The 21498-nt window shown below is 35.8% G+C and carries 14 protein-coding genes and 1 pseudogene; 13 read left to right on the top strand and 2 right to left on the bottom strand.

Going from position 1 to position 21498, the window contains the following annotated elements:
- Positions 1–158: 158 nt before the first annotated feature.
- From rimP to OWR28_RS21155, 6 genes and pseudogenes are all read left to right on the top strand, one after another.
- Positions 159–626, top strand: coding sequence for a ribosome assembly cofactor RimP (gene rimP, locus OWR28_RS21180; RefSeq protein ID WP_332388390.1), 468 nt, complete (start codon positions 159–161; stop codon positions 624–626).
- Positions 627–642: 16 nt separating this feature from the next.
- Positions 643–1878, top strand: a complete 1236-nt coding sequence (gene nusA / locus OWR28_RS21175) for a transcription termination factor NusA (RefSeq protein ID WP_002982960.1) — start codon at positions 643–645, stop codon at positions 1876–1878.
- 76 nt (positions 1879–1954) lie between these two features.
- Positions 1955–4907, top strand: a pseudogene (infB, locus tag OWR28_RS21170) (translation initiation factor IF-2).
- A 316-nt stretch (positions 4908–5223) separates the two neighbouring features.
- Positions 5224–7998 (top strand): SusC/RagA family TonB-linked outer membrane protein, encoded by a 2775-nt coding sequence (locus tag OWR28_RS21165; protein WP_332388461.1) that lies wholly within the window; start codon positions 5224–5226, stop codon positions 7996–7998.
- A 149-nt stretch (positions 7999–8147) separates the two neighbouring features.
- Positions 8148–9680: a RagB/SusD family nutrient uptake outer membrane protein gene (locus tag OWR28_RS21160; protein ID WP_332388389.1), complete on the top strand. Its 1533-nt coding sequence runs from the start codon at positions 8148–8150 to the stop codon at positions 9678–9680.
- Between the two features lie 20 nt (positions 9681–9700).
- Positions 9701–10501: a DUF4843 domain-containing protein gene (locus tag OWR28_RS21155; protein WP_332388388.1), complete on the top strand. Its 801-nt coding sequence runs from the start codon at positions 9701–9703 to the stop codon at positions 10499–10501.
- A 421-nt stretch (positions 10502–10922) separates the two neighbouring features.
- On the opposite strand, the gene OWR28_RS21150 is transcribed toward OWR28_RS21155, so the two are convergent.
- On the bottom strand, positions 10923–11585 hold the full coding sequence (locus OWR28_RS21150) for a hypothetical protein (protein ID WP_332388387.1): 663 nt from the start codon (positions 11583–11585) through the stop codon (positions 10923–10925).
- A 222-nt stretch (positions 11586–11807) separates the two neighbouring features.
- Between OWR28_RS21150 and OWR28_RS21145 the strand changes: the two genes are divergently transcribed.
- The 7 genes from OWR28_RS21145 (at position 11808) to pckA (ending at position 20965) form a co-directional block, all read left to right on the top strand.
- Positions 11808–13748, top strand: a complete 1941-nt coding sequence (locus OWR28_RS21145; RefSeq protein ID WP_332388386.1) for a putative porin — start codon at positions 11808–11810, stop codon at positions 13746–13748.
- 12 nt (positions 13749–13760) lie between these two features.
- Entirely contained in the window at positions 13761–13937 is a 177-nt protein-coding gene (locus OWR28_RS21140) for a hypothetical protein (RefSeq protein WP_332388385.1), read from the top strand.
- Positions 13862–15346 carry a bacillithiol biosynthesis cysteine-adding enzyme BshC gene (gene bshC, locus OWR28_RS21135; protein ID WP_332388460.1) on the top strand — a complete coding sequence of 495 codons (1485 nt, stop codon included), beginning with the start codon at positions 13862–13864 and terminating at the stop codon, positions 15344–15346. Before OWR28_RS21140 ends, bshC begins: the two co-directional genes overlap by 76 nt.
- A 38-nt stretch (positions 15347–15384) precedes the next feature.
- Positions 15385–17358, top strand: a complete 1974-nt coding sequence (locus tag OWR28_RS21130; RefSeq protein ID WP_332388384.1) for a LysM peptidoglycan-binding domain-containing protein — start codon at positions 15385–15387, stop codon at positions 17356–17358.
- Positions 17359–17429: 71 nt separating this feature from the next.
- Positions 17430–18305 (top strand): ACP S-malonyltransferase, encoded by an 876-nt coding sequence (gene fabD, locus OWR28_RS21125; RefSeq protein ID WP_332388383.1) that lies wholly within the window; start codon positions 17430–17432, stop codon positions 18303–18305.
- Positions 18306–18315: 10 nt separating this feature from the next.
- On the top strand, positions 18316–19221 hold the full coding sequence (locus OWR28_RS21120; protein ID WP_332388382.1) for a GYDIA family GHMP kinase: 906 nt from the start codon (positions 18316–18318) through the stop codon (positions 19219–19221).
- Positions 19222–19348: 127 nt separating this feature from the next.
- Entirely contained in the window at positions 19349–20965 is a 1617-nt protein-coding gene (gene pckA / locus OWR28_RS21115) for a phosphoenolpyruvate carboxykinase (ATP) (protein ID WP_332388381.1), read from the top strand.
- A gap of 6 nt (positions 20966–20971) precedes the next feature.
- Here the strand turns inward: pckA and OWR28_RS21110 are convergent, their stop codons facing one another.
- Positions 20972–21451: a hypothetical protein gene (locus tag OWR28_RS21110; RefSeq protein ID WP_332388380.1), complete on the bottom strand. Its 480-nt coding sequence runs from the start codon at positions 21449–21451 to the stop codon at positions 20972–20974.
- Between the last annotated feature and the right edge of the window lie 47 nt (positions 21452–21498).

Genomic DNA, 21498 nt, shown 5'->3' with positions numbered 1-21498 from the left:
TTTTAATTTATTGTAAATGAACCGGGCGCTATTTGCTTGATACTTAATATAATTTTGCATTTTTAGAAAAAAGCTTATATTTGCAATGGATTTACGGAAAAAATGGGAAGGCTTCGGAAGAAAGCCTTTTTTCGTACTGTAAATCAAGATAAAAATATATGGAGTTTAGAAAAAGAATTGAAGAATTATTAAATGAATTCCTTGAGACCAGAAAAGATCTGTTTCTTATTGATCTTAAGATTTCTGCAGGGGATGATATTACAGTGATTTTAGATGGTGATAACGGAGTTTCTTTGCAGGATTGCCTTGATGCAAGCCGTGCAATAGAATTCAATATGGATCGTGAAGAACATGACTTCAGCCTTCAGGTGATGTCTGCCGGACTGAGTGAGCCATTATCCACACCGAGACAGTTCAGTAAAAACATTGGAAGAGAGATTGAGGTGATGCTGGAGGATTCTTCTAAAATTGAAGGGGAATTGTCAAAAGTAGATGATGAGAAAATCACCCTTGTTTTGCGTTACCGTAAGCCGAAAGATATCGGAAAAGGGAAAGTAGATGTAGAGGAGGAAAAAGAGATTCCTTACTCTGAGATCAGAAAAGCATTAGTAGTAATTAAATTTTAAAAAGAAAAAAGAATAGATGGATAATATAGCGTTGATTGAATCCTTTGGTGATTTTAAAGACGAAAAAGGGATCAGTAAGATTGATCTTATGGCAATTATTGAAGATTCACTGAAAACTCTTTTAAGAAAGAGATTTGATTCAGATGACCATTTTGATGTGATTGTAAACCCGGATAAAGGAGATTTTCAGATATTTTTAAATAAAACAATTGTAGAGGACGAAATGTCTGAAGATGATGATCTGGAAATTGAAATTTCTGAAGCGAAAAAGATAGACCCTACCTTCGAAGTAGGCGAAGACTTTACAATGGAAATTCCTGTTGCGCAGTTGGGAAGAAGAAATATTCTTACCCTGAAGCAGATTCTGGCTACTAAACTTCAGGAGCATAATAATGCAATGCTGTACGAACAGTTCAGAGATAAAATTGGGGAAATAGTTGTAGGAGAAATCCACCATATCCGTCATAAGCACGTGATTTTGCTGGATGATGAAGGGAATGAATTTATTTTACCGAAAGAAAACCAGATCCCATCCGATTTCTTTAAAAAGGGTGAGAATATCAGAGCTATTGTTGAGACAGTAGATTTTAAAGGTTCTAAACCGCAGATTATTATTTCCAGAACTGCACCTAAATTCCTTGAGAAGTTATTAGAGCTGGAAATTCCTGAGATCCAGGACGGTACAATTATCTTGAAAAAGGTAGTAAGAATTCCTGGTGAAAAGGCGAAGATCGCAGTAGATGCTTATGACGACAGAATTGATCCGGTAGGAGCTTGTGTAGGAGTAAAAGGATCCAGAATTCATGGCGTTGTAAGAGAGTTGAGAAATGAAAACATCGATGTTATTCAGTGGTCTAAAAACCCTGAGATCTTGGTGAAGAGAGCATTAGGAAACGTTACCATTAACAAAATTGAAATCAATGAGGAGACCAACTACGCGTTGGTGTATACTCCGGTTGAGGAAATTTCTAAAGTTATCGGAAAACAAGGTCAGAATATCAGACTGGCTTCTTGGTTGACAGGATATGAGATTGATGTATACAGAGAGTCCAGTGAGGATGATGATGTTGAATTGAAAGAATTTAACGATGATATCGAGCAGTGGATTTTGGATGAGTTTAAGAAAGTAGGACTTACAACTGCAAAATCAGTATTGGATAAAGAAACTGAGAGTCTTTTAAATATGGTAGACCTTGAAGAAGAAACGATCGAAGAGGTTAAACGTATTCTGAGAGAAGAATTTGAAGATTAAGATTTAAATAAATTTTAATAAACAGTAAAAAGGAAATACTTTAATTTTAAAAATTAAAAAACAGTAAATAATATAAATGCCAAAAATTAGATTAAATAAAGCGGTTAAGGAATTCAACATTTCGATGTCCAGATTAGTAGAATTTTTACAGTCAAAGGGTTTCGAGGTTGAAAGCAATCCTAACGCTCAATTGGAAGAAGCGGCATATTCTGCATTGGAAGCTGAGTTTGCTAAAGACGGCGAACAAAGAAAGGCTTCCCATGAGGTGGTGATCACTAAAGTTCCGGAAGAAAAGCTGGAAATTGAAGAAAAGAAAACCCCTGAAGTGATAAGAGCTAAAGCAAATAAACCAGAAACTAGAATTTTAGGTAAAATAGACTTAGAAACTAAAAAGCCTGAAGTTGAAGAAGCTCCTGTGGCTCCTGTTGCGACACCGGTTGAAGAAAAGAAAGAAGAAATCGTGAAAGAAGAACAGCCGGAAGTTAAAGCAGCGCCTGAAAAGCAGGAATTTAAGGTTTTGGATAAAATTGATTTGTCTCAAATAGAATCTAGAAACAGACCTGTGAAAAAAGACAAACCAAAAATGGAGGAGAAAAAGAAGAAGTTAAACCGGCAGAACCGGTAAAAGAAACTCCAAAACCAGTGGTTGCAGAGGAGAAAAAAGTGGAAACTCCAAAAGTAGAGACTGAGTCTGAATCTCAGGAACCACAGAAAATTGAAACCGTTTATCAGAAACTTGATGGTCCTAAGATCGTTGGAGAAAAGATAGACTTAACTCAGTTTGCGCCAAAGCCAGGTGCCGGAGCAAAAAAGAAAAGAAAGAGAATTGAAAAACCTGGCGGCCAGAATAACCAGCAAGGTCAGGGGAATAATCAAAACTCAGGAAATAACACCCAGGGTGGTCAGGGCCAGGGAAACCGTCAGCATAATAACGGAGGACAAGGTGGAAACCGCCAGGGTCAGGGCGGACAAGGAAATCGCCCTCAAGGTCAGGGAGGCCAGGGTGGAAACCGTTTTGGAAATAACCAGGGTGGTGGAAACCGTCAGGGGCAAGGTGGCGGCTTCAAAAAAGGAGGCCAGAACAACAGACCCGGACAAAGAGTTATGCCGGTTGAACTGACTGATGAACAAGTTAAGAATCAGATCAAGGAAACATTAGAAAAACTTACCAATAAAGGGGGAAATCCAAATCTGCAAAACACAGAAAAGATAAAAGAACTTTCCGTAGAGAGCAGGATGAGCGTCAGCAGGAGCTTGAAGCACAAGACAGAACTCTTAAAGTAACAGAATTCATCACAGTAGGTGAATTGGCAAGTTTGATGAATGTTTCTCCAACTGAAGTAATCTCTGCTTGTTTCTCATTAGGGGTAATGGTTACCATGAACCAAAGACTTGAAGCTGATACCTTATTATTAGTTGCAGATGAATTTGGATATAAAATCGAATTCTCAGATGCTGATCTTGAAGATACAGATTCAGAAGATGAAGTGGATACAGAAGAAAGCCTTGTATCGAGAGCTCCTGTAGTTACTGTAATGGGACACGTTGACCACGGTAAGACTTCATTACTGGATTACATTAGAAAAACAAACGTAATTGCTGGTGAGTCCGGTGGAATTACTCAGCACATTGGTGCTTATAACGTGAAACTGGAGAATGGTCAGAGAATTACTTTCTTGGATACTCCTGGTCACGAGGCCTTTACTGCGATGAGAGCAAGAGGGGCACAGATTACCGATATTGCAATTATCGTAATTGCTGCCGATGATGATGTAATGCCTCAGACCAAAGAAGCTATTGCCCACGCACAGGCTGCACAGGTTCCAATGATTATTGCGATCAATAAGGTTGATAAGCCTAACGCAAACCCTGATAACATCCGTCAGCAGCTTTCCGGTTTGAATCCTCCGGTTCTTGTAGAAGAGTGGGGTGGAAATGTTCAGGCACAGGAGATTTCAGCTAAGTTCGGTAATAATGTAGATGTATTATTGGAGAAGGTTTTATTACAGGCTGAAATGCTTGAATTAAAGGCTAATCCTGATCGTTCTGCAAATGGAGTTGTTATTGAAGCATCTTTAGATAAAGGGAGAGGTTATGTGGCAACAATGTTGGTACAGTCCGGAACTTTAAGAGTTGGAGACTATGTGGTAGCAGGTAAAAACCATGGTAAAGTAAAAGCTTTGCTTGATGAAAGAGGAAAAAATCTTAAAGAAGCGGGGCCGTCAATTCCTGCAACAATCTTAGGTTTGGACGGAGCGCCTACTGCAGGTGATAAATTCCGTGTATATGCTGATGAAAGTGAAGGTAAAGCTATTGCCAATAAGAGAGAACAGTTACAAAGAGAACTGTCAATCAGAACCAAGAAGCATACGACGCTTGAAGAATTGGGCAGACGTATTGCTTTAGGAGAATTCAAAGAATTGAATATTATCCTGAAAGGAGACGTGGATGGTTCTGTAGAAGCTCTTTCTGATCAGTTACAAAGATTATCAACAGAAGAAATCAGTGTTAAAATTCTTCACTCAGGTGTAGGTCAGATCACTGAATCTGATATCAACTTAGCAGCAGCATCAGATGCGATTATTATTGGATTTAATGTAAGAGCAGGTGCTAATGCAAAAGAACTTGCGGATCGTGAGGAAATTGAGATCAGAACGTATTCTGTTATCTATAAAGCAATTGATGAGGTAAAAGAAGCAATGGAAGGAATGCTTTCTCCGGAAATTCAGGAGCAGGTGATCGGTAACGTTGAAATCCGTGAGGTATTCAAGATTTCTAAAGTAGGAACAATTGCAGGTTGTATGGTTCTTACCGGAAAAGTAACAAGACAGTCTAAAGTACGTTTGCTAAGAGATGGTATTGTGAAATTTGACGGAGAGCTTGAAAGCTTGAAGCGTTTCAAGGATGATGTTAAAGAAGTCACAAAAGGCTACGAATGTGGTCTGAACCTGAAAGGTTATAACGACATCGAAATCGGAGATATTCTTGAAGTGTACGAAGAAGTAGCGGTTAAGAAAAAACTGAAATAAATATATCCTAAATATGTGAAAACCACTTTTTTATAAAGTGGTTTTTTTATTTTCCAACCTCATGTAATTTATAATGATTCTAAATAATTATTTTTGAATTATCAATAATTTGTTAAATTTAAAATGGTTTGCTTAAAAATTATTTTTTATTAAATAAAAATCATCTATTATTATTAAATCTCATTCTATTTACGTAATTTATAAATAAAACATTAAAAAAAAACACTGTTTAAACATTGGTTTAATTTGTGAATGTTAATATTTATTAACATATTTGCCCATTAAATATATTAAAATTTGTTAATATGAATGTTAAATTACGTGTATTGACAGCTGGTGTGCTGTTTTTTACAGGCCAGGCCGTGTTTGCTCAAAAAAACCAAGCGACACTCTTAAGCCAAAAGACGCAAAAGAAACAAAAATTGATGAGGTAGTTGTACTTGGATATAGTAAAGTATCCACAAAAGCGAAAGATGTAACAGCTTCTACCACTGTTACTGCAGAAAAATTTGAAAATCGCCCTACAACATCATTCTTGAACTCTTTGCAAGGTGAAGCGCCTGGTTTGACAATCAACTCAACATCAGGTCAGCCAGGATCTGGTAAGATTGATGTAATCATTAGAGGGGTTGGATCTCTAAGTGCAGGCTCTGAACCTCTGTACGTTATTGATGGTATTATTTCGAATGCGACTCAATACAGAAACTTAAATGACAGCGATATTGAATCTGCGTCTATTCTTAAAGATGCTGCTGCAACTTCCATCTATGGTAACAGAGCTGCAAATGGGGTAATTGTTATTAATACTAAAAGAGGTAAATATAACTCTCCAATGAGATTCTCATATAATGGGTTTACAGGGGTTAGCTTTTTACCAAAGACAGACTATAATATGTCTAATACCCAACAGGCATTGACTCTAGAGAAAAGAGCTGGTGCTGGATTAGGGGCTACACTTACCGATGCACAGATCAATAGCTATCCAGTGAATACCGATTGGAGAAAAGTTTTCTTTAATGCAGGTTTTACCCAAAAGCATGACGTAGCAATGACAGTAGGGGGACAAAATGTAAACTTATATTCATCTCTAGGTTATTTTGATCAGACGGGTATTGTATCTAATGTGTCTGATTTTAAAAGATTTACTTTTAGAAATAATTTGAATGGTAAATCGGAAAATGGTAAATTCACTTATGGCGCCCAGGTAGCTTTATCATTCTCAAAAAGACATCAGTTGGATGAAGAAACTAATGCTAATATAAGCAATAACTCTATCCAGAACCCATTACATGGTGCTAATGCCGGACTTCCATATTTACCTTCTGGTATCTATCAAAACGGACAGCAGATATATGATGCTATTGGAACTAATTTTGACGGTGGGAAAAATATTTACTCTCTTGAAGATGTATTGAGAAAAGGTTCAATGCCAAATGAGAGAACAGAAACAGGTATTATTGCGAATATTAATTTAGGCTATAAGTTAACTGATTATTTGACGCTTAATCATAAGTCTGGGGTAGATTATAAATACCAAGAGACTAATTTTGCCAGAGCTCCTTGGAACTACTTAGCTATTGCAACAGCAATGTCTGGAGCAAATGCTACTGTAAATCCAAAACCATTTGGTGGTATTGAAGATTTTTCAAAGACAAGAGAGTTTAATTATAATGCTATTACCAGCTTAAACTTTAACAAAACATTTGGAGATAAACATACTATTAACGGAGGTGTTTATCTGGATTATCTTAAAATTATATACAATGGTACATCTCAGAGAAGAACTGGTTTGAACCCAATAAACTGGGTTTTTGGAGCAGGTACAGGTTATGTTGATCCTGTGTACTATGCTAACCCAAGCGGTGGAGCTCCTATCGTTTACTATGTACCAAGTGCTTCTGCTAGTAAAATTAAAGCGGGGGCTCTAGCATATTTTGCTACTGCAGATTACGATTATGATAGTAAATATGGTGTAAGTGCATTGATAAGAAGAGATGGGTCATACAGATTTGTTTCTGATAATAAATGGGCTACATTCTGGTCTGTAGCAGGTAGATGGAATATCGATAAAGAAAACTTTATGCAAGGATCTATATTCGATATGTTGAAATTAAGAGTGTCTTATGGAGAGCAGGGTAACCAGAATATTATTGCAGTATCTGCAGGTAGTAATCCGATGCTGGTAGGAACTAATCTTGTTAGAGATACTTATGTTGCTGGTACAGGATACAATAATATTGCTGGAGCTTTAGGAGTAGGTGTATTTGCTAATCCTGACGTAAAATGGGAAAGACTTGCACAAACTAACATTGGTTTGGATTTCAGATTATTAAACAGAAGATTGGAAGGTAATATTGATGTATATGACAAAACAACAAAAGATCTATACAATGATATTAACTTATCTGCGGTTACAGGAACAACATCTATTAAAGGTAATAATGGTAAGCTTCAGAACAGAGGTATTGAAGTATTATTAAGATACAACATTATTCAGACTGAAAGTACAAAACTTTCAATCTATGGAAATACTGCTTATAATAAGAACAAGATCTTATCTCTAGTTAAGGATGATAATGCGGGAACAACTAGAAATGTTGTTGGTGGACCTATTGATCAGTGGTTTCTAGCTCCTTATTTAGGGGTTAATCCTGCGAATGGTCAAGCTCTTTATGAAGATATTAATGGTAACCCAACTGAAACTATCAATAATACAACAGACGCAAGAGCTACCGGTAAGAATATGTTCCCTGTATGGAGTGGTGGATTCGGTTTCAACTTTGAATATAAAGGTATTTTTGTTGATGCTCACTTTACTTATCAGGCAGATGTTTGGAAGTATGATAATGCAATGGCGTGGTTATATGACCCATCAAGTATTGGTAGCTGGAATCAGTCAGCAGATATGCTGAATGCTTGGTCTCCAACTAATCTTAATGGAGATATCCCTTCCCTGACAGCAACTAATCTTCAGTTAGCTGATTATTCAGATAGATTTTTAAAAGACGCATCATTCGTAAGATTAAAAACCTTTCAGTTGGATATAGTTTACCAAAATCAGTTCTTCAGAATACCTTTGTTAAAGGTTTGAAAGTGTTTGTTCAGGCTGAAAACATACTTACATGGACGAAATGGAGAGGATATGATCCTGAACCAAATTTTGCATATTCTTTATCAGTTTATCCAAATATGAAAACAGTAAGTTTAGGGGCAAATATTGAATTCTAAAAAAGTTATAAAATGAAAAAAATCAAATATTTAATATATGGTGTTGCAATAGCTTTCTCTCTATCTTCTTGTAAAGATGCAATTGATATTGTACAAGATGGAGAATTGACGGAGCAGGTAGCACTTCAAAGGGTTTCCGATTTAAGATCTTTTTTAAATGGAAATATATATACTTCATATGATACTGGTAATGAAATACAATTGACCGCTGCGTTTACGGATGAGGTAGGTATTACACCAGGAAATTCTGGATGGTATTTTGCAGAACATAGATATATCTTAAATAGTGCTACCGCCCAGGTAGGAGGTGTTTGGGTTAACAGCTATCTGACAATTAACCGAGTTAACAGGTTGTTGAGAGCTGCTGCCACAATAACTCCAAACTCTGGTGAAGAAGCAGAGTATAACTCTATTTTAGCTGAAGCAAGGACTATGAGAGCTCTTGCATATTTAAGACTGGAGTCATATTTTACTACAAATATGGCTGATGATGCTGCATTAGGGGTAATTTGGGTAGAAGGGGTGCCTCAGACTGATTCTCAACTTCCAAGAATATCTAATGGAGAAATCTATGCTAAAATTGAGGCCGATCTAAATTTTGCTGAAGCTAACCTTAAACCTGGTAATTCTTATTTGTTTGTAACAAATAATCTAATTAATGCAATTAGAGCTAGAATGTATTCATACAGAGAAAAATATGCTTTAGCAAAGCAATATGCTCAGGCTGTTATCAATAATGGTGGGGCACTAACTTTAGCAACGCCTATACCTGCAAATCCAGGGAGCTCTACATTTAATTCCTCTTTCTACTCAGCTTCTACTACAAACCCTTATAGAAAAATGTGGGCAGATGGAGCACAGGGAGAGATTATTTTTGCACTTAGCAGGCCTTCAGCAGGTTCATGGAGTAATGTTGCTAATCTTTTTACTACTAACACAACAGATCTTAATGGTTCTCCTCTATTAGACATGGGACGTAATCTGTTTAATCTTATGGATCCTACTTATGATGTAAGAAGATGGGCATTTATAGATCCAACTTCATTAGTAAGCCCTACCTATAATACAGATCCTGATTATAGATTTACAGATGTATTGGTTATTGATAAATACCCTGGTAAAGGAAATACACCGCTTAGAAATGATTTGAAAATATTCAGGCTTTCTGAAATGTATTTGATCCTTGCTGAAGCTGCGGTTGCTGAAAATGACTTAGCGACTGCTGCTCTGAATGTTAAAAAGGTGAGAGATGCGAGGAGATTTACCGGTACTGCTCCTGCATTGTCTTATACATCTCAGAAAGAAGCTTATCGTGATATATTAAAAGAAAGAAGAGTAGAGTTTTGCTTTGAAGGATTCAGATATGTTGACTTGAGAAGATTAGGTAAAGCCAATAAAGCAGATGTAAGTATTGATAGAAATCATACAGATGATATTGTAGATACACCTCTTACTTTAAGTATTACAGACTACAGATGGACATTCCCGATTCCACAATCTGAAGTATTAGGTAACCCGTCTATTGTTCAAAATCCAGGTTATTAATCTTATCAAAGTTATAGAAAATGAAAAATATATTTAAAATTCTTTCGGCTATTATTGTTTTGGGTTTTACAGCGGTTGCATGTAAATATGATGATGAGCCAACATATGAAGGAAACTCTTTATTGGAGTTTGATAAAACAGAACAGACTGCTTTTGTTGTATTGAATAAAAATAGTGCTGATTATTTGGTTACTTATGGGGTTCTTAAAGCTGTTGATGGAGACCATAATGTTGAATTGGTTTTTGACTCTAGTCAATCTACAGCTGTTTTAGGAACTGACTTTACAATTGTTGAGGGAACTGATGTTCTAAAATCAGGAAGCGTATTAGGTGATTTTAAAATAAAAGTAACAGAGGCTGCAGCTGAAGCAGGAAAGGTAGCGGTTTTTAAACTTAAATCAGGTACTTTAGGTAATGCTATATTTAACCAAGAGGTAGTAGTTACTTTCAAATTGTCTTGTCCTTTAAACAATTTCCCATTAACTTACGATGTTGATGTTATTGCATTTGGTGATAATGCCCCTTCACATCAACAGGTATTTACTCGTGTAGCAGGTACAGATAATCAGTTTAAAGTTAATTCATCATGGGGGCCAACCTTTGTTGCTTGGGCTACTGAAGATCCAAGTTATAATAACCAATATCTTCACCCGGGAGTAATTACGATTAACTGTAGGAATGTTACATTTAAGAGTGATGTGTCTTGGGGTAAAGGTGGTACAGGTACATATGATCCAAATACCGGAATCATAGATATCGTAGTAGGACAATCGTTATTCACTTCACCATTTACTGCAAGATGTATTTTTAAACCTCATTAATACTTATGCTTGATTATTAATAGATATTTAGAATAAATTCAAAAGATTATTTATAATAAGCTAATAATATAAATCAACAACCACTTTTCAAAAGTGGTTGTTTTTTGTTTTTTGTGAGCTGTATTACTTGGTAAAGGTTTGGTTTGTTCAGATATTTTAACAGAGATAAACCAATGTGTTTTATAGTGTTGAGTAGTAAAAAAATGAAGATTTATAAACACTTGTAATAATGGAAAAAATGTGTCCCTATTTAGTATAAATAGATTACTACCGCTATTAAAGGACCTTTATCTTCATGTATTATAAAATAACTAATATACTTATCTACATTAATCCTAAAAAGACCAGCTATTATTAATAGCTGGTCTTTTATATTAAAGAATTTATCTTAAATAGTTTCCGTCTTGAGATTAAATTTATATTATTGCTGGTTAAGAAAATTAACTAATTTTATTAAATCTTCTTCTTTTTCAATTTTGATTTTATTTGATTTCAGAAAGCTATTCAACGCATCTTTTTTATCTGGAAGTTGAGATGCTAAATCTTTTGTTGATTTAAAATTTCCAATAAGCTGTCCATCGGTCTTAATGTAATATATTGGTTCCATGTTTCTAAACTTAGCTGGCTGGTCTGTCTGATAAGGTGTAGGTGCAGGAATAAAATCTATAAACTTTGTTTTAAGTTTTTTGTAAAGGCTGTATTTACCTTTTACAATTTCAAAATAATATCCCTCTGAGTCTAATAAAACAAGTGTATTTTTTGAATTTCTAAATGTAATTCTGGAAAAGGTTTCGTTTTTGGGTAATACTAATACCTCTTCGTTTTTTTTGAATTCTATTTCATCCTTATACGTATTATATCGTATCAATACATCCTCATAGCTGGGAGATACAGAAGCCATTGAGAATTGTTTTTCTAAGTATGCACTTCCTTCTATTTCATCGTAAGTAAGCTTATCAGATTTTTTACTTCCTATTACTGAATTGTTACTAGGAATAAGCCCGGTTCCATATAAAGACAATAAAGTCTGTGAACTATAATTTGAGCACATAAATAGGAATAATAAAATTGGAACGGTTTTCATAAAATTATGGTTAGTTTTAGTTGTGAATGTACAAAATAATTTTAGAAAAACATTTATTTTCATTTGAAATTGTAAGAATTTATAAACTTAATATTTGTATAAATATGCAGTTAAGTAATAAGTTTGTTAAATTGTTTCTAACAAAAATAGCTCAAGCTCCACATTTTCTGTGGGGTTTTTTATGTCCTTTTATTTCTTATTTTTGCTGTACAATAATGAATAATGAAGTACATCCTTTTCATACTCTTCTCTTTAAGTTTTGTTGCCAGGGCACAGGTCGTAAATAAAGCCGATGTGAAGCCTCAACCCAAAAAAGAAGATACACTGGTGATAGACTCCGGGAAAAAAGATTCCCTGAAAATTTTCAAGCCTACTATTAATGATTATCAGTATCAGACTCAGTTTTCTGAAAAGAAAGTTTTTGATACCGTAATGACTTTTGATAAAACATACATCTTTTCACAGCAAAATAATAAAGATAACTTTGGAAGAATACAGCCTGCCAATATTGGCTCGGGGTTCAATCCGCTTGTTTTTGAAGTGAACGACGAGCAAAACCTTTCCCTGCTGCCTTCCAATAAGTCTTACATGATCATTGGAGCCAATGATGTGAAGTATTATGACGTAAAGACACCTACCGCATCATTTATTTATCATAATGCAATGCGTAACGGTGCCGCTCTGAAGTCTACCTATACCCAGAATATAGGAAAGAGATTCAATTTTGCTCTTGAATATATGGGGCTTCGTTCTCAGGGACTTTACAGAAATTCATTAGCGGCGAATAACAATACTTTATTCTCCGGACACTATGTTTCAAAAAGCGGGAATTATGAGCTTTTTGCCCACTATCTTCACCAGAATGTAAACAATCAGGAAAGTGGTGGTATTACTGAAGATAATCTGTTTCAGAGTGGTGACAGCAATTATAGCAACAGACAAAATGCTCAGGTAAATTTAGCCTCTTCCAGCTCTCAGTTTTCTTACCGAAGATACTACCTGAGTCATCAGTTTACCCCATTCAATGCTGAAAAGTTTCCTTTCAGTATCAGGCATATTATTTCTCATCAGGGAAATAAATATTATTACAATCAGACAACTCCTGAAACATATTGGTATAATGCTCCTACAGATTTAGTGAATGGTTTTCCGCTGACAACAAAAAAATATTCTGAAAATTTCAGCAATACGGTAAGCCTGATCTTTAATAATGAAAAATTCAAACTGGATGCAGGTGTGCGTTATCAGATCATTAAGTTTGGGGTAACAGATATTGCGTCTATTAATAATGGATTTCCTTTTCCGAATGAACTTAAAGAAAACAGAATTGGTGCTGTAGGAAATCTTCAGGTAAAACTTTGGGACAAAATTCAATTGAATTCATTCCTGGAATTTTCAAACGGAAGCCAGTTTAAAAGCTACCTGAAAACAACCAATAATCTGAAATTTGAACCTGTCAAAGATTATTTCGTTAATGCAAAGGTGAATTTCCAAAGTGCATATCCTTCATTTAATTACTTACTGAATACTTCCGTTTATAACAAATTCAACTATTACCTTGAAAATGCGAAGAACCAATCTGTAATGGAAGTAGGGGGAAGTATAAATCTGAAATGGTTTAAAACAGAGATTTTCGCCAATTATTTCAGGATCGATAACTATACTTACTTTGACAGCAACGGAAGTCCGAAGCAAAGTGATAATTCTGTAAATATCTCTCAAATTGGAGGAGATGCTACATTTAGCTTTAATAAATTCCATTTGAATACAAGATTACACTTCCAGAATACTTTAACTAACAAAGAACTACTTCCGCTGCCGGGCTTTGTTGGTAGAGCTAATTTCTTCTACCAGACACAGGCTTTTAAAAAAGCAGCAGAAATTCAGGCTGGTGTTAAGGTATATTACTTCTCTAAATTCGCATCAAGAGAATATTTCCCTATTCTTAACGAATATATTCTTCCAAGAGCAGATTCATTTTCAATTGGAGGACAGCCTATTGCCGATATTTATATTAATATGAAAGTGAAAAAAATGTTCTTTTTCATAGAAGGTCAGCAGATAGGAACTGTTATTTCCAATAACAAAGCATACGCATTTCCACATTATCCGGTATATGATTTCAGATTGAATATCGGGATCGTGTGGTATTTGTTCAACTAAAAACTGTACAGGTTGAAAACAATTAATAAAATATCATTTAACGATATAGAAAGCATTCCTCAATTAGTAAAAGATTTTTTAAATCAGAAAATCGAGGGTTTTGAAAATAATACATTTTCCTTAGAGCATTTCAGACAGCAGATCCATCTGAAAAAGAGTCTTTCGCATCAGAGAAAAGAAATATTTTAACTGAAGTATTCGAAAGCCAGTTAACAAGTCTTTCTCTTTCTTCAAGGCAGAAAGAAAACCTTGAGAATCTTAAACTGACCAATACATTTACCATTACGACGGGACATCAGCTGAACCTGTTTTCAGGACCTGTTTTCTTTGTATATAAAATTCTTCAGACCATTAAGACATGTACCTATCTGAAAGAAAATTTTCCTGATTTTAATTTTGTTCCGGTATACTGGATGGCTTCGGAAGACCATGATTTTGCAGAAATCAACCATTTTAAAACCGAAAATAACTATTACGAAACCAATGAAAAACCGGGTGGCCCGGTAGGGCGAATTGCAATCAGTGATATCTATTTTATTTCTGAATTTGAAAAAGAATTCAAAGATTCTATTTTCGGTACGGAACTTATCCTGATGATGAAGGAAGCTTACCAAAACGGAAACACGTTGACAGAAGCCATTAAAATTCTTGTCAATCGTCTTTTTTCAGAATTCGGGCTTTTGATTCTGGATGGAGATTCCGTGGAACTTAAAAATCAGATGAAAACGATTTTTAAGGATGAACTTCTTAACTGCAGTTTACAGAAAACTTCTAAAGATAAAGTAGATTTTCTCACAGAGAAATATGGGAAAGTACAGGTAAACCCACGTGAAATTAATCTTTTTTATCTTTCTGAAACCAGAGACAGAATTGAATTTGACGGACAAAAATATATTATTGTAGATAAAGGAATTTACTTTACAGAAGAAGAAATTCTGACTGAATTGGAAAATCATCCTGAAAAATTCAGCCCGAATGCTTTGATGCGTCCGGTATACCAGGAAAATGTACTGCCTGATCTGGCTTATATTGGAGGAAATGCCGAAATTATGTACTGGCTGGAGTTGAAAGATTACTTTTCTAAAATCAATATTCCTTTCCCGATTCTGATTCCAAGAAACTCTATGCTCTTCCTGAAAGAAAAAACTCTAGGGAAAATTGAGAAACTGGATCTTAAAATAGAAGATTTCTTCCAGAACTTCACGGTTTTGACCAATCAGAAGATTTTAAAAGACAATCCCATTTTACAGTTGCTGGAAGAAAAAGAAGAATTACTGGTTAGTAATTTTTCAGCATTGAAGGCTTTGGCAGAAACTACTGAAAAGTCTTTCGGAAATATGGTGAAAGCAGAAGAAGTACGGCAGCTGAAATCATTTAAAAGAATGAAAAAACGCTTGCTTCATGCCGAGAAAATAAAACAGAATGAATTGCTTGAAAGACTTGAAAATCTGTTTTTAGATGTTCATCCGGCCAAAACATGGCAGGAAAGAGTGTATAACTTTAGTGTATTCTTTTCAGATTATGGCTATTCATGGCTTGAAAATTGTTTGGAAGAAATGGTGGTTCAAGATTCCAAATTAATAATTGTTGCCATTTAATTTTAAAGAAGTATTTTTGTAAATTATAATTATCGAATATGATAAAGAGGTTTTTTATTCTATCCAGTTTATGTATGGTTTTGGGAGTTTCAGCCCAGAAATCACATACGGTTGTGCAAGGTGACAATCCTTACAACATTGCAAAAAAGTATGGAATGACTGTAGATGAATTGCTGAAGCTAAACCCAAAACATAAAGATGGCAAACTGGCGATCGGAGATGTTTTAACCATAAAATCAGATAAAGCAGCCACTCCGGTTGTGACAAAACCAGCTCCGGCAGAAAAAGTAACTTCAGCCACAAGTGCTTCTGCTTTAGGTAAAATTGTTTTACTGCCAAAGCAGACCATTTATGGTATTACAAAACAATACAGAATTTCTGAAACTGATCTTAGAAAACTGAATCCCGAACTGGATTCTCACATGAAAATCGGAGACGAAATTACCTTACCTCTTTCCAGTATTAAAAAATACGGAGGTTCACAGCAACAGGCTGTGACCACTGAAAAGCCTGCGGAGAAAGCTGTAGAAAAAGCGGTAACAGCTACAACAACAGCAACAACACCAGCAGCAGAAGAAGGAGAGTCTTATGTGATCCAGGCTAAAGATAATTATTACAGAATCACAAAACAGTTTGGCATCAGCCAGCAGGATCTTTTTGCCTTAAATCCGGGATTGGAAGAAAAAGGACTTAAACCTGGTGATGCGATTAAAGTAAAAACATCCCATACTAGCAGTACTAATACTGACACAGCTGCTGAACCTGCCAATCCAAAAGCAAAAATGGATTCAGGAAATGAAAAATCGACGGCCTCTTCCAATGTTGTCGCAGGAGATGATTACGTTACCTATACTGTACAGCAAGGTGATACTGTTTTCTCTATCGTTAACAAATTTGGAGTTTCTATAGACGAACTTATTGCTCTGAACCCGGATCTTTCACATGGTTTGAAAACCGGAATGGTTTTAAAAATCAAAAAACAGGATGCAGCATATGTAAAGAAAAACGGTGATGCTTTAAGTGTAATACTGATGCTTCCTTTCGGGTACAGTACCAACGAAACCCAATACAGAGGAATGGCACTTGACTTTTTGACAGGAGCTAAACTTGCTATTGAAAGAAATGCAAGAGGAGGACAGAAACTGGACGTTAAAGTAGTAGACTCAGGGAATGAAGCTTCATTCAAAAACTCTTTGACACAGATCAACCCCGATAATACAGACCTTATCATCGGGCCGTTCTTCAAATCCAATGTTATTGATGTCCTTGATTTTACAAAAAATCAGAAAATTCCGGTAGTAGCACCATTTGCCAACACTCCGGAACTATATAATTACAGTAATCTTATTATCGTTGAAACCAATAATCAGACCTATGCTGATAAAATTGTAGAAGAGGTAAAAGGAATCTATTCAGATCAGAAAATATATGTGGTGGCCGATGCCAAGAAAGAAAATGCCAACTACATCAAGGCAGGACTTGAAAAAGCTGTAAAAAATCCAAATATCATGATTGTTAATTCTCCGGCAGATATTCAGCTGGACCAGAATATGATGACAGGACAGTCTGCTCCGGTTATTGCTATTCTGGCAAATGATGATAATGCAGTTGGAGATGCTTTTGCCAACAGAATCATTACTATTTCTAAAGAAGTTCAGGGAGTGAAGGCATTCAGTATGTTCTACGCTCCGGTTTTTGAGAAAAAAGTGGATGAATTGAGCCAGGCAAATCTGGTTTATCTGATGGATAGAAAAATCAATACAGATGGTAGCTTTGAAAAAGAAATTCTGGCTGCCTATAAGAGCAAATACTGCAAAACTCCGCCAAAATATGCTATCGTAGGTTTTGATGTGGTAAATGACATGTTAACCAGAGAAAATAAAAAAGGAGAAATCTTTAAACAGATGAATAAAGTTCAGACTCAGCTTGCTACCAAATTTGAGTTTGTAAAATCCAAAGCTAACGGTGCTTATGTAAATACCGGTTACAGAGTAATCAGGTTAGTACCGTAACATGATTTATAGCTCTTTAAAATAATATTGTTAACATTATAGTTATATTTGCATAATATTTAATTCAATACATGAAAGCACTTGTATTTCCAGGGCAGGGTTCTCAGTTCGTAGGAATGGGAAAAGAATTGTATGATTCTAGAAAAGATATTAAAGATCTGATGGAATCTGCCAATGAAATTTTAGGTTTCGATATTCTTTCCATCATGTTTAACGGAACGGATGCGGATCTTAAGAAAACAGAGGTTACCCAGCCTTCAATATTTATACATTCAGTAGCAGCATTAAAAGCAGTAAATGGGCTTGGTGCTGAAATGGTAGCAGGACACTCTTTAGGAGAGTTTTCGGCTTTGGTTGCCAACGGCGTTTTATCCTTTGATGATGGTTTGAAATTAGTTTCCGAAAGAGCAAAAGCTATGCAGGAGGCTTGCGATGCAAATCCAAGTTCTATGGCGGCAATCTTAGGTTTAGACGATGCGAAGGTTGAAGAAATCTGCGCGCAGATCAGCGGAATTGTTGTTCCTGCAAATTATAACTGTCCGGGACAATTGGTAATTTCAGGGGAAACACCGGCGGTAGAAGAGGCTTGTATAAAGTTGAAAGAAGCAGGAGCAAAAAGAGCTTTGCTGTTACCTGTAAACGGAGCTTTCCATTCACCATTGATGCAGCCTGCACAGGAAAGACTGGCGGCAGCTATCGAAAAAACCAAATTCAGAAAAGCAACGATTCCTGTATATCAGAATATCACTACTACAGCGGTAACAAATCCCGATGAGATCAAACAAAATCTGATTGATCAGCTTACCGGTCCTGTAAAATGGACGCAGTCTGTTCAAAATATGATTAAAGACGGTGCATCTAATTTCGTAGAAGTAGGACCAGGGAAAACCCTTCAGGGATTAATCAAGAAAATTGACGGATCAGTAGAAGCTACTTCTGCCATCTAAAAACAAATATATGAACGCGATATTTTCACCGGGCAAGCTTATGCTTACTTCAGAATATTTCGCAATCGATGGAGCTCTTGTCTTAGCGGTACCTACCAGGCTGGGACAAGAGTTTTTCTTTGAAGAAACCGATGATAAAAAATCTCTCATTATCTGGGAGGCCTATCATCAGAATACATTATGGTTAAAAGCTGTCATTGATTATAAAAACTGGCAGATCCTGGAAACCAACATTCCATCAGGCGCTGAATTTATTACCAGAACATTAAAGAATGTTCAGCAGCTTTCTCAGACTAAATTCAAAACTAACCTTACTTACCATTTAAAAACCAATCTTCAGTTTCCTGCAGACTATGGTTTGGGAAGCAGTTCTACCCTGATGACCAACCTGGCGGAATGGGCGGGGATTGATCCTTTTCACCTTAATACGATAAGCCTGGGAGGAAGCGGATATGATATTGCGGTAGCAAAAGAAAAATCTGCAGTTCTTTTCCAAAGTAAGCCTGAGATCCAATATGAAAAGGTCACTTTTAATCCTTCTTTTAAAAATGAGCTGATTTTTATCCACTTAAATCAGAAACAGGACAGCAGGGAAGGAATCAGTTTTTACAAATCCAAAAAGAAGTCTCCGGAACTGATCAGTGAATTTTCGGAAATCACAAAGAAAGTAATGTTATGCGACGAATTGGAAAATTTTTCCGAATTAATGATGATTCATGAGCGAAAAATAGCCAATTTTCTTGAAATTCCCACAGTTAGAGAGAAGTTATTCTCAGGTTGCCCTTCATTTGTCAAAAGTTTGGGTGCATGGGGCGGAGATTTTGTAATGAGTGCCAAATTTGGGGGCTATAAGAACTATTTTTGGGACAAAGGTTTTCCTGCCGTTTTTGAATGGTCGGAAATAATTGATTCATAATCAGTAATTTACAAAACCGTTTTTTTGTTTGCCATTCTGACTTATATCAGTATATTTAAACCACCTTTAACAAATAATTAATATTATTTTTGTTGAAAGCAATAAAGAAATAGAAAATATAAGTAAAATGAAAAACACTAAAATCATCCAGGATTTAGAGAAATTAGGGATTAAAGGAAACTATGAAGTAGTGTATAATCCTTCTTATGAAGAATTATACCAGGCTGAAGTTTCTCCTGAAAATCAGGGATTTGAGAAAGCTGAGCTTACAGAATCTGGCGCGGTATCAGTAAAAACAGGAATTTTCACAGGTCGTTCACCTAAAGACAGATATATTGTTCAGGATGATGTTACAAGAGATACCATTTTCTGGGATGGTAAAGTAAATTTACCTACAACTGCGGAAATTTTCGGGTCTTGTAAAGAACTAGTGATGAATCAGCTTTCCGAAGCTAAGAAAATTTATGTTGTAGATGCTTTCTGTGGTACGAATGCAGACACAAGACTTAAGGTAAGATTTATCGTTGAAGTAGCATGGCAGGCACATTTTGTGACCAATATGTTCATTCGTCCTTCTCACTATGAGCTTGAAAACTTCGGTGAGCCGGATTTTACAGTAATCAACGGATCAAAAACAACAAACCCTAACTGGGAAGCTCAGGGGCTTAACTCTGAAAACTTCATCATGTTCAACCTTACTGAAAAACTACAGATCATCGGAGGAACATGGTACGGAGGTGAGATGAAGAAAGGAATGTTCGCAATGATGAACTACTATCTTCCATTAAAGGGTATGGCTTCAATGCACTGTTCTGCCAACGTAGGAGAAAAAGGTGATGTTGCTTTATTCTTTGGTCTTTCAGGGACAGGGAAAACTACTCTGTCAGCAGATCCTAAGAGATACCTTATCGGTGACGACGAACACGGATGGGATAACAACGGAGTATTCAACTATGAAGGCGGATGCTACGCTAAAGTTATCGACTTATCTGCAGAAAAAGAACCGGATATCTTCGCTGCCATCAAGAGAGATGCACTTCTTGAAAATGTTGTGGTGAACAATGGAGTAGCAGATTATACAGACGGATCAATCACTGAGAACACAAGAGTTTCTTATCCAATCTATCATATCAACAAAATTGTATTACCTTCTAAAGCAGGTCACGCTAAGAAGATTGTTTACCTTTCAGCAGATGCATTCGGAGTACTTCCTCCGGTTTCTATCCTGAATGAAGATCAGGCTCAGTACCACTTCCTTTGCGGATATACGTCTAAATTAGCCGGAACAGAAAGAGGAATTACAGAACCAGAACCATCTTTCTCTCCTGCATTTGGTGAAGCGTTTCTTACATTACACCCGACGATGTATTCTAAAACACTGATCGGTAAAATGAAGGAACATGGTGCTAAAGCCTATTTGGTAAATACAGGTTGGAATGGTACCGGAAAGAGAATTTCTCTGAAAGATACAAGAGCAATTATCGATGCAATCATTGACGGTTCTATTGACAATGCTCCTAAAACTCAGGTTCCGATCATGAACCTTGAAATTCCTACTGAATTGCCAAATGTTTCTACAGGTATCCTGGATCCTAGAGATACTTATGAAAATGCTTCAGAATGGGAAGAAAAAGCAAAAGATCTTGCTTCAAGATATATTAAAAACTTTGAACAGTACTGTGGTACAGAAGAAGGGAAGAAGTTAGTTGCTTCAGGACCTCAATTGCAGGAACAGACTATTTAAAAGTTATCAATAAGCATCAAAAAGCCTCATCACTGATGAGGCTTTTTGATTAAATTTTTTACAGCTCTTAATCAATTCATTTTGTTCATCCAGTTTATGGATTGTTGATTTAATTAATTCTTCGCTTAGATTTTTTATGATCATAAAATGTCTTGAAGAAAAGTAAGATTCTTCATCCAATATTTTCTCTAAATACTTTGGAGTAGTGAAAGTCAGCCAATATTTTTCTTTATTGGAAAGTTCAATGGTGACTTCTATAGCATCAGATTCAGTATCCTCTATTTCATCATCAATATGAATAGAAGTTATTTCTGGTTCATTGTTTAAACTAAAATAAAAATCAGAATACCATCTCAGTTTTCCTTCATCATTCCAGATTCTTATATTTTCATCATTTGTTTCTTCAACGATATAAGATTTTCTTTTCGTTAATTGCCCGGAATATATCCCAATATTTTTACAGTAAATCTTATCCTTTATATTCATAAATTATTCTCCTGTATGCATAATTATCTGTAAGGATCCGTACGGTC

Origin of the sequence: Chryseobacterium sp. 1B4, assembly GCF_036631475.1 — a bacterium.
Lineage (GTDB): Bacteria > Bacteroidota > Bacteroidia > Flavobacteriales > Weeksellaceae > Chryseobacterium.
The sequence above is the reverse complement of the archived record's forward strand: the minus strand, read 5'-3'. Positions and strand labels throughout refer to the sequence as shown.

Excerpts from the sequence above, each read along its gene's own strand:
- rimP (WP_332388390.1), top strand. The coding sequence starts at position 159 with ATGGAGTTTAGAAAAAGAATTGAAGAATTATTAAATGAATTCCTTGAG.
- nusA (WP_002982960.1), top strand. The coding sequence starts at position 643 with ATGGATAATATAGCGTTGATTGAATCCTTTGGTGATTTTAAAGACGAA.
- OWR28_RS21160 (WP_332388389.1), top strand. The coding sequence starts at position 8,148 with ATGAAAAAAATCAAATATTTAATATATGGTGTTGCAATAGCTTTCTCT.
- OWR28_RS21155 (WP_332388388.1), top strand. The coding sequence starts at position 9,701 with ATGAAAAATATATTTAAAATTCTTTCGGCTATTATTGTTTTGGGTTTT.
- OWR28_RS21150 (WP_332388387.1), bottom strand. The coding sequence starts at position 11,585 with ATGAAAACCGTTCCAATTTTATTATTCCTATTTATGTGCTCAAATTAT.
- OWR28_RS21145 (WP_332388386.1), top strand. The coding sequence starts at position 11,808 with ATGAAGTACATCCTTTTCATACTCTTCTCTTTAAGTTTTGTTGCCAGG.
- OWR28_RS21130 (WP_332388384.1), top strand. The coding sequence starts at position 15,385 with ATGATAAAGAGGTTTTTTATTCTATCCAGTTTATGTATGGTTTTGGGA.
- fabD (WP_332388383.1), top strand. The coding sequence starts at position 17,430 with ATGAAAGCACTTGTATTTCCAGGGCAGGGTTCTCAGTTCGTAGGAATG.
- OWR28_RS21120 (WP_332388382.1), top strand. The coding sequence starts at position 18,316 with ATGAACGCGATATTTTCACCGGGCAAGCTTATGCTTACTTCAGAATAT.
- pckA (WP_332388381.1), top strand. The coding sequence starts at position 19,349 with ATGAAAAACACTAAAATCATCCAGGATTTAGAGAAATTAGGGATTAAA.
- OWR28_RS21110 (WP_332388380.1), bottom strand. The coding sequence starts at position 21,451 with ATGAATATAAAGGATAAGATTTACTGTAAAAATATTGGGATATATTCC.